Annotated in this window: 13 protein-coding genes; 4 read left to right on the top strand and 9 right to left on the bottom strand. The window is 62.4% G+C overall.

Annotation, left to right across the window (positions count from 1 at the left end; translation table 11 throughout):
* Positions 1-251: 251 nt before the first annotated feature.
* The 5 genes from leuB to ACNA1V_RS07205 all read right to left on the bottom strand — a co-directional run bounded on the left by leuB (position 252) and on the right by ACNA1V_RS07205 (position 6,495).
* Positions 252-1,325: a 3-isopropylmalate dehydrogenase gene (gene leuB / locus ACNA1V_RS07225; protein ID WP_415832915.1), complete on the bottom strand. Its 1,074-nt coding sequence runs from the start codon at positions 1,323-1,325 to the stop codon at positions 252-254.
* 113 nt (positions 1,326-1,438) lie between these two features.
* Entirely contained in the window at positions 1,439-2,089 is a 651-nt protein-coding gene (gene leuD, locus ACNA1V_RS07220; RefSeq protein WP_415832914.1) for a 3-isopropylmalate dehydratase small subunit, read from the bottom strand.
* A gap of 6 nt (positions 2,090-2,095) precedes the next feature.
* On the bottom strand, positions 2,096-3,499 hold the full coding sequence (gene leuC / locus ACNA1V_RS07215; RefSeq protein WP_415832913.1) for a 3-isopropylmalate dehydratase large subunit: 1,404 nt from the start codon (positions 3,497-3,499) through the stop codon (positions 2,096-2,098).
* Between the two features lie 268 nt (positions 3,500-3,767).
* Positions 3,768-4,841, bottom strand: a complete 1,074-nt coding sequence (gene aroC / locus ACNA1V_RS07210) for a chorismate synthase (protein ID WP_415832912.1) — start codon at positions 4,839-4,841, stop codon at positions 3,768-3,770.
* A gap of 148 nt (positions 4,842-4,989) precedes the next feature.
* Positions 4,990-6,495 (bottom strand): protein adenylyltransferase SelO, encoded by a 1,506-nt coding sequence (locus tag ACNA1V_RS07205; protein ID WP_415832911.1) that lies wholly within the window; start codon positions 6,493-6,495, stop codon positions 4,990-4,992.
* Between the two features lie 50 nt (positions 6,496-6,545).
* Here ACNA1V_RS07205 and ACNA1V_RS07200 point away from each other — a divergent pair, with 50 nt between their 5' ends.
* Positions 6,546-7,883, top strand: a complete 1,338-nt coding sequence (locus ACNA1V_RS07200; protein ID WP_415832910.1) for a YihY family inner membrane protein — start codon at positions 6,546-6,548, stop codon at positions 7,881-7,883.
* Positions 7,867-8,334, top strand: coding sequence for a CBS domain-containing protein (locus tag ACNA1V_RS07195; protein ID WP_415832909.1), 468 nt, complete (start codon positions 7,867-7,869; stop codon positions 8,332-8,334). Before ACNA1V_RS07200 ends, ACNA1V_RS07195 begins: the two co-directional genes overlap by 17 nt.
* Positions 8,335-8,498: 164 nt before the next feature.
* Here the strand turns inward: ACNA1V_RS07195 and dusA are convergent, their stop codons facing one another.
* The 3 genes from dusA to ACNA1V_RS07180 form a co-directional block, all read right to left on the bottom strand.
* Positions 8,499-9,473: a tRNA dihydrouridine(20/20a) synthase DusA gene (dusA, locus tag ACNA1V_RS07190; RefSeq protein WP_415832908.1), complete on the bottom strand. Its 975-nt coding sequence runs from the start codon at positions 9,471-9,473 to the stop codon at positions 8,499-8,501.
* 146 nt (positions 9,474-9,619) lie between these two features.
* Positions 9,620-11,371, bottom strand: a complete 1,752-nt coding sequence (locus ACNA1V_RS07185) for a SulP family inorganic anion transporter (protein ID WP_415832907.1) — start codon at positions 11,369-11,371, stop codon at positions 9,620-9,622.
* Positions 11,372-11,611: 240 nt separating this feature from the next.
* Positions 11,612-11,893, bottom strand: a complete 282-nt coding sequence (locus ACNA1V_RS07180) for a SlyX family protein (protein ID WP_415832906.1) — start codon at positions 11,891-11,893, stop codon at positions 11,612-11,614.
* Between the two features lie 350 nt (positions 11,894-12,243).
* Between ACNA1V_RS07180 and ACNA1V_RS07175 the strand changes: the two genes are divergently transcribed.
* Complete coding sequence (locus ACNA1V_RS07175; RefSeq protein WP_415832905.1) at positions 12,244-13,212, top strand: homoserine kinase; 969 nt, start codon at positions 12,244-12,246, stop codon at positions 13,210-13,212.
* A 23-nt stretch (positions 13,213-13,235) separates the two neighbouring features.
* Entirely contained in the window at positions 13,236-14,030 is a 795-nt protein-coding gene (locus tag ACNA1V_RS07170; RefSeq protein ID WP_415832904.1) for a BPSS1780 family membrane protein, read from the top strand.
* Here the strand turns inward: ACNA1V_RS07170 and ACNA1V_RS07165 are convergent.
* Positions 13,969-14,397, bottom strand: coding sequence for a DUF192 domain-containing protein (locus ACNA1V_RS07165; protein WP_415832903.1), 429 nt, complete (start codon positions 14,395-14,397; stop codon positions 13,969-13,971). The two genes, ACNA1V_RS07170 and ACNA1V_RS07165, sit on opposite strands and share 62 nt — an antisense overlap.
* Positions 14,398-14,441: the final 44 nt, after the last annotated feature.

The following is a 14,441-nucleotide window of genomic DNA, read 5'->3' as shown; positions in this document are numbered from 1 at the left end:
GAAGAACAAGCCACGCCGCCCGCTCCTGACAGTGTGGCCCTCGGTATAAGAATGTATCAGAATTACCAGGGTTTACCTGGGTTTTCCACGAAATAATGCGCCATTTTTTGGCGTGGCGTAAAACGGACGCAACAATCCTTCCCGCCCGATTTGCCAACGGTGGCCAGCCACACACAAACAAGGCAGGACGCCGGTGCAAACCGGTGCCCTGCCCTGGCGTCGATACCGGCCTTTGAGGCCAGCAGAACCGCTTACAGTGCCGCCAGAACGGCGTCGCCCATTTCGATGGTGCCGACCTTGCGCGTGCCTTCTTCGTAGATATCCGCCGTACGCAGGCCATCCGCCAGCACTTTGCGTACCGCCGCCTCCACGCGATCCGCCTGCTCGCTCAGATCCAGCGAATAGCGCAGCAGCATGGCGGCCGACAGGATGGTGGCCAGCGGATTGGCCAGGTTCTTGCCAGCGATGTCAGGTGCGGAACCGTGGCTGGGCTCGTACAGCCCCTGGCGCTTTTCGTTCAGCGATGCCGAAGGCAACATGCCGATGGAGCCCGTCAGCATGGCGGCTTCGTCAGACAGGATGTCGCCGAACAGATTGCCGGTCACGATGACATCGAACTGGCGCGGTGCGCGTACCAGCTGCATGGCAGCGTTATCGACATACATATGGCTCAATTCCACATCCGGGTATTCGCGTGCCACGTCGATCACGATATCGCGCCAGAACTGCGAGGTTTCCAGCACATTGGCCTTGTCCACGCTGCACAGCTTGCGATTGCGCTTCTGTGCCGACTGGAAGCCCAGGTGGGCAATGCGGCGCACTTCGCTTTCGGCGTAGCGCATGGTATCGAAACCTTCGCGCTGGCCCTGGAACACACCGTCTTGCGCCGTGCGCACGCCACGCGGGGTGCCGAAATAGATATCGCCGGTCAATTCGCGCAGGATCAGGATATCCAGGCCGGACACCACTTCCGGCTTGAGCGTCGAAGCCGCTGCCAGTTCCGGATAGAGAATGGCCGGACGCAGGTTGGCAAACAGCCCCAGCGCCTTGCGCAAACCAAGAATGGCCTGCTCCGGACGCAGCTCACGCGCCAGTTTGTCGTACTTCCAATCTCCCACCGCACCAAACAGGATAGCGTCGGACTCCTGCGCCAGCGCCAGCGTGGCAGGCGGCAAGGGATGCCCATGCAGATCATAGGCAGCGCCCCCTACCGGCGCTTGCGCGATTTCCAGCGGCAGATTCAGCGCCTGCAGAACACGGACCGCCTGAGCGACGATTTCGGGGCCGATGCCATCACCGGGAAGCACTGCGATTTTGTGAGCCATGAGAGATCGTTTTACGAGAAGTTAAAGGAGAATTAGGTGCATTCATCCCCCAGGAAGGCAAGCCCCCTGGGAGCTGCGCACTGCCGGCCCGGGCAGCCGGCAGTGCGCCCATATCAGCGCAGCTGACGGCTTTCCAGCCAAGGGTGGCGCGCCAGGCGCTCGGCTTCGAACTGCCGGATCATGTCAGCCTTCTGCAGCGTCAGACCGATATCGTCCAGCCCGTTGAGCAGGCGGTGTTTGCGGAATTCATCAATATCGAAGGACAACTCCCCGCCTTCCGGCTTCACGATGACCTGGCGCGCCAGATCCACCGTCAGCTTGTAGCCGGGGAAAGCCTTCACTTCATCGAACAGCCGCGCCACATCCAGTTCCGACAGAATGATAGGCAACAAACCGTTCTTGAAGCTGTTATTGAAGAAGATGTCGGCAAACGAAGGCGCGATGATGGCGCGGAAACCATACTGGCTCAGGGCCCAGGGCGCATGTTCGCGGCTGGAGCCGCAACCGAAATTCTTGCGTGCCAGCAGAATCGAGGCGCCCTGATAGCGCGGCTGGTTCAGCACGAAATCCGGGTTCAGCGGACGCTGGCTATTGTCCATGCCCGGTTCGCCATGATCCAGGTAGCGCAGCTCATCGAACAGGTTGGGGCCGAAGCCGGTACGCTTGATCGACTTCAGGAACTGCTTGGGAATGATCAGGTCGGTATCGACGTTTTCCCGATCCAGGGGGGCAACGAGGCCTTCGTGTACGGTAAATGCTTGCATGATGGCTTACCTGAAATTCCTGACATCAACAAAATGGCCGGCAATGGCGGCAGCGGCTGCCATGGCAGGACTGACCAGATGGGTGCGCCCGCCCATGCCCTGACGGCCTTCGAAATTGCGGTTCGATGTAGAGGCGCAACGCTCTCCCGGCTCCAGGCGGTCGGCATTCATGGCCAGGCACATGGAACATCCGGGTTCCCGCCATTCAAAACCCGCTTCGATAAAGATGCGATCCAGGCCTTCGCGCTCGGCCTGCAGCTTCACCAGCCCGGAACCCGGCACGACCATGGCCTGCTTCACATTGCGGGCCACACGCTTGCCTCGCGCCACCTCCGCAGCGGCACGCAGGTCTTCGATACGCGAATTGGTGCAGGAACCGATGAATACGCGGTCGATGCGGATGTCCACCAGAGGCGTATTGGGCGTCAGGCCCATGTATTCCAGCGCCCGCTCCATACCGCTGCGGCGGACGTCATCACGTTCGCGGTCGGGATCCGGCACGCGGCTATCCACCGGCAATACCATTTCCGGCGAAGTCCCCCAGCTGACCTGCGGCTTGATTTCACGGGCGTCGATTTCCACCACTCGGTCGAAATGCGCGCCAGGGTCGGAATGCAAGGTCCGCCAGTAGGACACGGCCTGATCCCACAGCACGCCGCTGGGTGCGAAAGGACGGCCACGGAAATACTCGACGGTTTTTTCATCCACCGCAACCAGCCCCGAACGCGCACCGGCTTCGATGGCCATGTTGCAGATGGTCATGCGGCCTTCTACCGACAACTCACGGATGGTGCTGCCGGCAAACTCGATGGCATGCCCCGTGCCCCCCGCCGTGCCGATGATGCCGATCACATGCAAGACCACATCCTTGGCCGTACAGCCGAACGGCAATTTCCCCTCGACCTTGACGAGCATGTTGCGGCTCTTCTTCATGGTCAGGGTCTGCGTTGCCAGGGCATGCTCAACTTCGGAGGTACCGATACCGAAGGCCAACGCCGCCACGGCGCCGTGCGTGCTGGTATGGGAATCGCCGCACACAACCGTCATGCCCGGCAGGGTGGCGCCCTGCTCCGGCCCGACCACGTGAACGATGCCTTGGCGCACGTCTGTCATCGGGAATTCGGTGATGCCATAGGTGGCGCAGTTGGCATCCAGCGTATCGACCTGAAGCTTGGAGATCGGATCTTCGATCCCGGCGCTGCGATTCTTGGTCGGCACGTTGTGATCGGCCACGGCCAGGTTGGCACTGACGCGCCAAGGCTTGCGGCCCGCCAGGGCCAGGCCTTCGAAGGCTTGCGGACTGGTCACTTCGTGCAGCAATTGCCGGTCGATATAGATCAGACAGGAGCCATCGGATTCCTGGTGCACCAGGTGGTCGCGCCAGAGCTTGTCATAAAGAGTCAATGCCATGATTTTCACTCGCTTCGTGGAGGGGGCTGTCGCCAATCGCGCCGACGGGCCACCCGGTGAGGCCATGAAATCATTATGCCAAGCATGGAAAGCCTAACGGCCCGCCTCATGACACAGAGTGTCATGAAGCGGGCCGTTAGAAACAAAAAATTTATGCAGTCAAAACAAGGATATGGGCCAATGCCCCAACGGCTTTTGTGCCGGGTTTGGGCTGGCGGAAGATGGGCTTAGCCGCATCACGCCTGCCTGGCGCGGGCGGCCAGGCCCATCAGTCTTGAGCCGGCTCACCAGCCTGGGCACGCTGCCGCAAGGCATGATCCGCCAACACCAACGCCAGCAATGCCTCGGCAATAGGCGTGGCGCGTATGCCTACGCAAGGGTCGTGGCGCCCCAGCGTCTGCACTTCCACCGGCTCGCCCGCCCGGTTGACCGACTGGCGCATGACTCGAATACTGGAAGTCGGCTTGATGGCCAGCGACACCGTGACGGCCTGCCCGGACGAAATGCCGCCCAGCACGCCACCCGCATGATTGCTCAGGAAACCCGAGGGTGTCAGTTCATCGCCATGCTCGGAACCACGCTGCGCGATGGATTCGAAACCCGCACCGATGGAAACGCCCTTCACTGCGTTCAGGCCCATCATGGCGTGGGCGATATCGGCATCCAGGCGATCGTAGATCGGTTCACCCCAACCTGCCGGCACACCTTCGGCCACGACCTCGATGCGCGCCCCGATGGAGTCGCCATCGCGTCGCAACTGATCCATATAGGCTTCCAGTTCCGGCACGATAGCGGCATTGGGCGCGTAAAAGGGGTTATTGCCGACCTCATCCCAGGATTCGAAAGGAATGGCGATGGGGCCCAGCTGGCTCATATAGCCGCGCACCCGAACGCCATACCGGGCTTCCAGCCATTTGCGCGCAATCGCCCCGGCTGCCACCGTAGGCGCCGTCAGGCGAGCGGAAGACCGGCCGCCGCCGCGCGGGTCGCGCACGCCATACTTTTTCCAGTAGGCATAATCGGCGTGGCCAGGACGGAAAGTATCCAGGATATTGCCGTAATCTTTGCTGCGCGCATCAGTATTGCGGATCAGCAACCCGATGGGCGTGCCCGTCGTCAGCCCCTCATAGACCCCTGACAGTATCTCGACCTGATCCGCTTCCTGGCGTTGCGTGACATGGCGCGATGTGCCGGGACGGCGGCGATCCAGCTGGAACTGGATATCCTCTGCCGACAAGGGCAGCCCCGGCGGGCAGCCGTCCACCACACAGCCGATGGCTGGTCCGTGGGACTCGCCGAAGTTCGTCACGCAAAACAGTTTTCCTAGGGTGTTACCGGACATGAGCAGGACTCTGAGGAAGCAAGGGGCTTAAAGAAAAAACGGAAACTACGGCACGGTCAGCCCGGCGGAACAAACTCCCTGGCGGGAACGCATCATTCCGGCGCCGCCAGAAACGGGCAGCGCGCCAAACTGCCGCATTATGACATTTTCAGGACGAACAACTGATGACCAACCCTGCCGACCAATCCGGCGCAGGCCGCGCATAGTGTTCCAAACCGGGACGGGCCTCCCACGGATTGCGCAAGCATGCCAGCAGGCTTTCGATTTCGCTGGCGTCGCCCTGCTCGGCGGCGCGTATGGCCAGTTCCGCCATGTGATTGCGCAGCACATAGAGCGGGTTGGCACGATTCATGGCCGCCGCGACGGCCTCGGGCGCCTGGCCGTCCTGAGCCAGACGGGCCTGATAAGTTTGCAGCCACTGCGCCGCACCAGCGCGATCCACGAACTGATCCAGGAATGCGCTGGCATCGCCATTGGCCACTCCCGCCAGCGCACGGAAGGTCAGCGTGAAGTCCGCGCCGGAGGTATGCATCTCACGCCACAGGCCATCCATCAGCGTATCGTCTTCCTCGTCGCGCCACTGTGCCAGCCCCAGCTTGCGGCGCTGGCGCTCACGCCAATGCCGCATGAAGTCCGACTCAAAACCGCGCACCGCATCGCGCAGCATCTCGGCATCCGGCACCAGGGGCTGCAGGGCTTCGGCAAGCCGGAACAGATTCCAGTGCGCGACCGCCGGCTGCGCATTCCAGGCATAGCGGCCTTCGTGATCCGAATGGTTGCAAACGTGGTTGGCCTTGAAGCCATCCATGAAGGCATAGGGGCCGTAATCCATGGTCAACCCCAGAATGGACATGTTATCGGTGTTCATCACGCCGTGACAGAAACCGACCGCCAGCCAATCCGCCATCAGCGCTGCCGTCCGGTCCGTGACCGCCGCCAGCCAGCGCGCGATCACAAGGTCATTGCCGCCGCCGGCGGCACGGCATTCGGGATAGAAACGGTCGATGATGTCGTCACACAAGCGCTGCAGCAAACCGGCACGACGCTGCGCATACCAATGCTCGAAGGAACCGAAACGGACGAAACTGGGTGCCAGCCGGGTGACGATGGCGGCCGTTTCCATGGTTTCGCGGCGCACCGGGTCATTGGATGTCACCAGTGCCAGCGAACGTGTGGTCGGAATACCGAGGCCATGCATGGCCTCGGCCGCCAGATACTCGCGCACAGAGGAACGCAGCACGGCACGGCCGTCGCCCATGCGGGAATAAGGGGTACGTCCGGACCCTTTCAGCTGCACTTCCCAGCTTCCCTGCGGCCCTTCGACTTCCGCCAGCAAGTGCGCCCGCCCGTCGCCCAACTGCCCGGCCCAAACGCCGAACTGGTGGCCGCTATAAACCGCCGCCACACTCTCTCCGCCAGGAAAAGCGCTGGCACCGGACAGCACCTGCAAGGCCAGGTCCGTGCGCAAGGCCGCTGGCGTCAAGCCCAGCAGGGCGCAGCCATCCGGATTCACGTGCAGCATCCTGGCGGTCTGCAACGGCATGGGCCGCACCCGGGAATAGAAATCCTCGGGCAATGTGGCGTAGCTGTTGCGCACCCGCAGTTGTTCAAGGGATGCAGCAGTGCCTGTTTGGGACTTGAGTTGAGCATTCATGCTGCTATTATCTTCGAATGAGCGCCACCGACCAACCCTCCGCCAACTCAATGCCTGCCCAGCCAAATGCGATTGGCCGGGTCGTGCGGCTATTGGGTTTCGCCGTTGACCGCATTGCCGGCGAACGCCTGACACAAGTCGCCTCCAGCCTGACCTTCACCACCGTGCTGGCCATCGTGCCGTTACTGGCCGTGGTGTTGTCGCTGTTCACAGCGTTCCCGCTGTTCTCGGATTTCCGCCTGGCACTGGAAGACTACCTGGCCAGCAATCTGATGCCCGCCGATGTCTCGGCGGACATCATGGAATATCTCAACCAGTTCGCGCAACAGGCCTCAAAACTGACGGCCATCGGCAGCTTGTTCCTGATTGTCACCTCGGTCATGCTGATCATGACCATAGACTCCGCGCTCAATGACATCTGGCACGTATCGCGCCAGCGCCCGCTGCACCAGCGCATTCTGGTCTATTGGGCCGTCATCAGCCTGGGGCCGCTGGTACTGGGCGGCAGTCTCTGGGCCACCTCGGTACTGGCGCGCACCTCCATGGGTCTTGCGGGGGATCTCTCGCCGCTGGTCAATATCGCGCTTTCCGTCCTGCCTGTCCTGTTGACCGGGCTGGCCTTTACCGCGCTGTTCGTGGTCGTTCCCAACCGCGCCGTCCACTGGCGCGATGCGGCCATCGGCGGCTTTGCGACGGCCATCGTGCTGGAAACGATGAAGGCAGGCTTCGCCTATTACATCAGCCAGTTTCCCAGCTACACCGTCATCTACGGCGCGTTTGCCGCCGTCCCCGTCTTCCTGCTGTGGATCTATCTGTCCTGGCTGGCCATCATGGCGGGCGCCGTGCTGACCGCCTCGCTGCCTGGCATCCGCCTTTATGGCCTGACGACAGAAACCCGCACGGCAGGCGCGGCCTACCTGGATACCATTGCCGTGCTGCAGGCCCTGTATGCCGACTGGAGCCGGCAGGGCCAGGGCATCAGCCAGAGGGAATCCTGCGCCGCGCTGGCCATCCATCCGGAAGACCTGGATATCGCCCTGACCGCCTTGCAGGATCTCGGCCTGGCTGCGCCAGCCCGCATCCGTGGCAAAGAGCGCTGGGTCCTGAGCAGCGACCCTCGCCGCACAACCATCGGCCCGCTGGTGGATCGCCTGCTGCTCACCCGCGCCATCGCGCTGACGCACCAGGATGGTGCTGTGCTGATGCAGGCCACCGCCAACGCACTGGGCCAATACGGGCCGGAGGCCACGCTGGATGAACTGCTGTCGGGCAATCTGGCCGATACGCTCGCGGGCCTGGCGCAGGACCAGGATGCACCGCCCATTACCGCTTTCCTATCTCGTCCCTCGATAAACAGCGAGGAGTCCCACCATGCTAAAAGTCAGTGAAATCCTGCGTGTCAAAGGCGACACGCTCTATACCGCGACCCCCGACACGTCCGTCGAGCAAGCCATCATCACCATGAGCGAACACGATATCGGTTCGCTGGTCATCATGGAACACGGCACGCTTGCCGGGATGCTGACCTTCCGGGAAATCATCCGCCTGCTGCATGAACGCGCAGGAAATGTCGGCGACACCACGATCCGCTCCATCATGGATGACGCGCCTATCAGCGTTTCGCCAAATACCAGCGCCGATGAGGTCCAACGCCTCATGCTGGAAAAACGTACCCGCTACGTGCCCGTCATGGACGGCCCTACGCTGCAAGGCGTGATTTCGTTCTTCGACATGGCGCAGGCGGTGGTCTCCGCCCAGCAGTTCGAAAACAAGATGCTCAAGGCCTATATCCGCGCCTGGCCCAATGAAGACAAGGCAGAGGCCGACGAGCAACCATAAGCCTCTAGCGCCCTTGCCTGAACGCCTGCCCGGCCCCATGCCGGCCAGGCGTTTTTCTTTGCCTTGCCGCAACGCCATGCACCGATCCAGGCGCCGCGGCCCCCGCCTTTCCACAGCGCCTCATCGCCCCGGCTCCTGGCCTGGCCCCGTCCCGATAGCCGGTATCAGGCCACCTGTTCCCAGGCGCGCAGCAGCAAAGATGGATCCTCCTGGCCCAGCAAGCGATGATCCGACAACATCTGGCGCCAGCGCCTGGCCCCCTTGCGGCCATTGCCCCAACCCAGCAGCGGGCGCACCAGGATACGCATGGGCACGCCTTGTGCCACCATGCGCTCGGTATAGCCGGTATAGCGCCGCAACACTTCGGCATCGTCCAGCACCGCTTGATCCGGCCAGAAGCGCAGCGACAATTCGCGCAACACTTCCGGCTGGTGCCAGGCCGCGCGGCCCAGCATCACCCCATCCAGATCACGCCCTTCCGTCTCCGCCTGTTCGGCGGTCGCCAGCCCACCATTGAGCACAATCACGCAATCCGGGAAATCCTGCTTGAGCTGCCGGGCATAGGCGTAGCGCAACGGTGGAATCTGGCGATTTTCCTTGGGCGACAAGCCTTTCAGCACGGCATTACGCGCATGCACCACAAAAACGCGGCAGCCAGCTTCGTACTGGATACCCACGAAGTCGCGCACGAAACCATAGCTCTGCTCGTCATCCAGCCCCAGCCTGTGCTTCACCGTGACAGGCACCTGAACGGCGTCGCGCATGGCACGAATGCAATCGGCCACCAGATGCGGCTCGGCCATCAGGCAGGCACCAAAGGCACCTTGCTGAACCCTTTCCGACGGACAGCCGCAATTCAGATTGATTTCGTCATAGCCCGCCTGCTCGCCCAGCCTGGCAGCCTGCGCCAGCGCCTGCGGTTCGCTGCCGCCCAACTGCAAGGCCACGGGATGCTCCGCCGCATCGTATTCCAGATGCCGTGGCGCATCGCCATGCAGCAATGCGCCGGTCGTGATCATCTCGGTATAAAGCAGGGCGCGCGGCGCCAGCAGCCGGTGGAAATAGCGGCAATGGCGATCCGTCACATCTATCATCGGCGCCACACACAGGCGCCAGGTATCCGAGGAGACCAGGGACATACGGAACATTCTCTTTGGAACAGGAAAAGACCGACATTGTATGGCGAGCCTCTGCCCTTGCGCACATGAGGCGTCCCGCCGGGCTCTTGCCCATCTGGTTCCGCCCCAAGCCTGCCCCGCCGCGCCCAGTTCAGCCCGGCACACGCCTACTTGCCCAGCCCCTCCGGCGCCAATGCCGCAATCGCCTGGTAATGCGTCAGGAACACCTGCCCGCTCAGGCATTGCAGAAATGAAGTCCGGGACAGACGATCCATCACCGGCCCCTTGACCTCCGACAAATGCAGGCAGATACCTGCCTCGCGCAGACGGACCTCTATCATCTCCAGGCTGGCCAAGGCACTGGCATCAATGTCGTTGATGGCGGAACACTGCAATACCACATGCTTGAGTTGCTGGCGCCGGGCCACGGCGTCATTGATGCAATCCTCAAGATAGCGCGCGTTGGCGAAATACAGGCTCTCATCCACACGCAGGCCCAGCACCGCCTCGCAGGTATTGACCGCATGGCGGCGGACATTGCGGAAATGCTCGGTACCCGGCACCTGGCCAACTTCCGCGACATGGGGTCGGCTGCTGCGATACAAATGCAAAGCCAAGGCCAGCACGACACCGGCCACCAAGCCCGTTTCCACGCCAGCCAGCAGTGTCAGTGCCAGCGTCGCGGCCGCCACGGAAAAGTCGAAGCGGGAATACCGCCAGATACGGCGGAATACCGCAATATCCACCAAAGAGAGCACGGCAACTATCACTGTCGCCGCCAGCGTGGCCTGTGGCAGATAGCGCAACAACGGCGTTAACAGCAGGGCCGCCAGCGCAATACCGATGGCGGTATAGACACCCGCCGCCGGCGTGCGGGCGCCCGCATCGAAATTGACGACTGAACGTGAAAAGCCGCCAGTCACCGGCAAGCCGCCGCTGACGGCGGCCGCCACATTGCTGGCCCCCAGCGCCAGCAACTCCTGGTCGGGCTCGACCCGCTGACGCCGCCGAGCCGCGAGCGTTTGGCCGACCGACACGGACTCTGCAAACCCTACCAGGCTCAGCAATAGCGCAGGCATGGCCAGCGACGACCACAATGCTGGGTTCCATGTCGGCCAGGTCAGCGATGGCAGGCCCTGCGGTACCGCGCCCACCACCTTGACGCCCTGATCCTGCAGATTCCACGCCCATACCGCCAGCGTCGTCAGCGCAATCGCCAGAACCGGCGCGGCCCGCCCCAGCACATCGACCAAACCGGAACGCCAGCCCCAGGCTCGCAAGCGACGCCCCAGCCTTTGCCTGGACCACCACAGGAACAGCAAGGCCCCGCCCCCCAGCATCAGCGTCGGCCAGTTGAGCATGGGCAATTGATGCCAGAGCGCGGGTAGTAATTCCAGCAAGGTATCGCCATGGGCGCTGACCCCAAGCACATGCCGGGCCTGCCCGAAGGCGATCAACAATCCAGATGCAGAGATAAATCCGGCAATCACCGGATGACCAAGAAAGTTGGCCAGGAACCCCAGACGCAACAAGCCCATGACGAGCAATATGCCCCCTGACAGCAAGGCCAGCGCCAGCGCGGCTTCCCAGTAAGCGGGCGTTCCCGGCGCAGCCAGCTGACCAATCGCCGTCGCCGTCATCAGCGATGTCACGGCGGCCGGCCCGACCGCCAAGGTCCGGCTGCTGCCGAATACGGCGTATGCCAGCAAAGGCAGCATGCTGGCGTACAGCCCGGCCTGCGGCGGCAAGCCTGCCAACATGGCATACGCCAGGCTTTGCGGAATCAGCATCAAGGTAACAATGCCCGCTGCCAGCAGATCCCCGCCCAATTGACGGCCATCATAGGCCCGCCCCCATGCCAGGATAGGCAACCATTTTGCCCAGGCAATGCGCGAATGAGTGGTGGGGCCTTGATTCATAGACGGTTCAGCACAAAAAACGGAGACACCTGCGCATGATCGCGCGCGGCACGCCGTCCCGCAATCATCGCTTTCAGTTATCAACCCAGCCAGTCATTCTACCATTCAATATAAAATAATTATCTAATATAAAGTTAGCTGGCATCTGAATACAAGGGAGCCTGCATTGCCCCGGCAGGCCGGTCGGTAAATCCGTCAAAGCCGATGCGCCCACCTTGGGCTGCCGGCGCGGTTCGCGCATCAATAATGCGGGGGCAATTCATCCCTCAGGCTGCGAAATGCCGTCCCTTCAGCGGGAATCTGGTCACGCAGCTCCGTCAGCTGGCGTTGCAATGCTTCGAGCTGACGTTGCATGCGAAACATTTGCTGGTTGAGTTGATCCAGCATGTCATCAGCCAGCGTGGAACGTATCTCCAGCTCCTGAACGCGCGCCAGCGCCTGCGCCAGCTGCGCATCCCCTGCAGCCTCGCCCCGCGTGCCGGTTTCCATCTCGGTGTGCGCCTGTGGCGGTTGAATCGTCATGTTTTCATCCTCTTCCAGGGAAAGCGCCCTGGAACGCATCGGCAAAACCAGCGCCGGCAGCCAACGGGCATCACGGTTTTCTTTACCTCAGGCGCGCGATGTCCGCCAGACAACCGGCGGTCATTCGTGCCCGATCTGCCGTTGCCCGTGTCGGGACTGGCATTAGACCTGAAAACCATACTGCCGGGCCAGCCTGGCCGGCAAGGAACAAAAGGCCCAGCCATTGTCCAGCTGCCGCGCCGGATGCACTAAAATGCGCAGCTACGCCAGCCCTTGCCGCCGCCTATGCTGCGCACCGGGCTCCAATCACTTATTTCTTTCGGCATTCCTGCCGCGCCCGCATTCACGCTATGGCCGTTTTTACTCCTGTCTCCGACCAACAAGCGCGCGAATTGCTCGAACGCTATGAACTGGGCGAACTGGTTTCCATGCGCGGTATTACCGCTGGCATCGAAAACTCCAACTTCTTTCTGAGCACGACTCGGGGCGAATTCGTCCTGACGCTGTTCGAAGTGCTCACCCGTGAACAACTGCCGTTCTATATCGAACTGATGCACCATCTGGCGCAGCGCGGCATTCCCGTTCCCGAACCGCAAACCCTGAAAACCGGCGAACGGATCTACACGCTCAACGGCAAGCCTTGCGCCATCGTCAGTCTGTTGCCAGGTGGCTACGAACCCGCACCGAGCGCGGCGCATGGCGCCCTGACAGGCAGCACATTGGCTCGCGCCCACCTGGCCGCGCAGGATTTCCCCCTGCAACAGCCGAATTTGCGCGGGCTGTCCTGGTGGCGCCAGACTGCTCCCACCGTCCGGCCCTTTCTTGATGCCGCCCAGGCTGCCCTGCTGGATCGCACCCTGGCTGAACAAGAAACGCTGGCTGCCAGCCCGGCCTACGCCCAGCTGCCCAGCGGCCCGGCTCACTGCGACCTGTTCCGCGACAATGTGCTGTTCGCCGGCACCTATGAAGCGCCTGTCATGGGCGGCATCATCGACTTCTACTTCGCTGGCTGTGATACCTGGTTGTTCGATGTCGCCGTTTCCGTCAATGATTGGTGCATCGACCGCGCCAGCGGCAAGCTGGACCTCGAACTGGCCGCCGCCTGGCTGCAAGCCTACGCCAGCGTACGCCCTTTCACCGAAGAGGAACGAGCCCTCTGGCCCGCCATGTTGCGGGGCGCTGCGCTGCGATTCTGGCTGTCGCGCCTGTACGACTTCTTCCTGCCGCGCCCGGCGCAGACACTCAAGCCGCACGACCCGACTCATTTCGAGCGCGTCCTGTTGCAACGCCAGGGCGATGCTGCCCTTCCCCTGCCCTGACCGGATAAAGGAAACCTAGTCACATGCAAGCTGCCACGCTACCCGCCTCTGCCGGCTGGTATTGGATCCGCCAGGGCTACCTGCTGTTCCGGCGCCAACCCCTACCGCTGTTCACATGGATGATGTTCCTTACCATGCTGGGCATGCTGGCGCTGAATCTGGCGCCTGTCGGACCGCCCCTGGCCCAGTTCTTCGTCCCCTTTCTTACCGTCATGACGCTCAGCGGCTGCCGGGCGCTGGCCAGCGGCAAGCCCGCGCACCCTGCCGCCTGGGTACAACCCTTGCGCGAACCCGGCGTGCCGGTACGGCTGCTGGCGGTTGGCGGATTGCAATTCGGCTTGATCCTGCTGTCCGCCATGCTGGCCTTCATGCCCTTTGCTGACACCCTGACCGTCGAGCTGGAAAGAGCCATTCAGGAAGAAAACATGGCACCCTTTCTGGACGCCATGCAAATGCCCACCATTATTTTCGGTGTGCTCTATGCCGGTGTTTCGGCCCTGTTCTGGTTCACCCCACTGTTGGTGGCCTGGCATCAGCTACCTGTCACGCGAGCCATTTTCTTCTCGCTGATTGCCTGCTGGCGCAACAAATGGGCATTTCTGATCTATGCCGCAGCCTGGGGCATCATGCTGTACGCCGTGCACATCATTGCGAATATGCTGGCCTTTGCCCTGCCCGGCATCAGTTCGATCATTGCTGCGCTCGCCATGGCAGTCAATCTGTTCGCCGCAGCCGTCTGGTCCTGCAGCGCCTACGTCAACTACGCGACGGTGTTCGGCGCAGCCAGTCAGGCGGACGACGCCAGCACCACCGACTGAACCCTTGGCGCCTGGGCAAGCGGCGCAGAATGCGCCTCAGCCTGGGCCCAAGATCGTTCCAGCCGCCGGGCCACGCCTGCCCGGCGCGCAGCTCCAACACTGCAACTGCACGCGGGTGCCAGGCGCAACGCCATGGCTGCATCGCCCGCACCCGTTTCACGCAACGCCCCTGTTCATCCAGGAAATAGACGTCCAAAGCATGCGTCATCCCCAGGCTGTGCACTGCCATGCAAGGCCACAGCAGTAAGGCCGTGACAACAGCTGGCCGGCGACGCCACAACCAGCCCCGCAAACGCTGCCGCCATGTCCGCGCAAGCACCAGGCGCCCCTGCTCCGTTCTGGCAACCTTGCTGGCTCCAAGCCGCATGCCTCGGTTCTTGTCTCGCCCGCTCCGGGGCGATGCCGCCTGTC

It is taken from the genome of Kerstersia similis (genome assembly GCF_965139615.1).
Classification (GTDB): domain Bacteria; phylum Pseudomonadota; class Gammaproteobacteria; order Burkholderiales; family Burkholderiaceae_B; genus Kerstersia; species Kerstersia similis.
The sequence above is the reverse complement of the archived record's forward strand: the minus strand, read 5'-3'. Positions and strand labels throughout refer to the sequence as shown.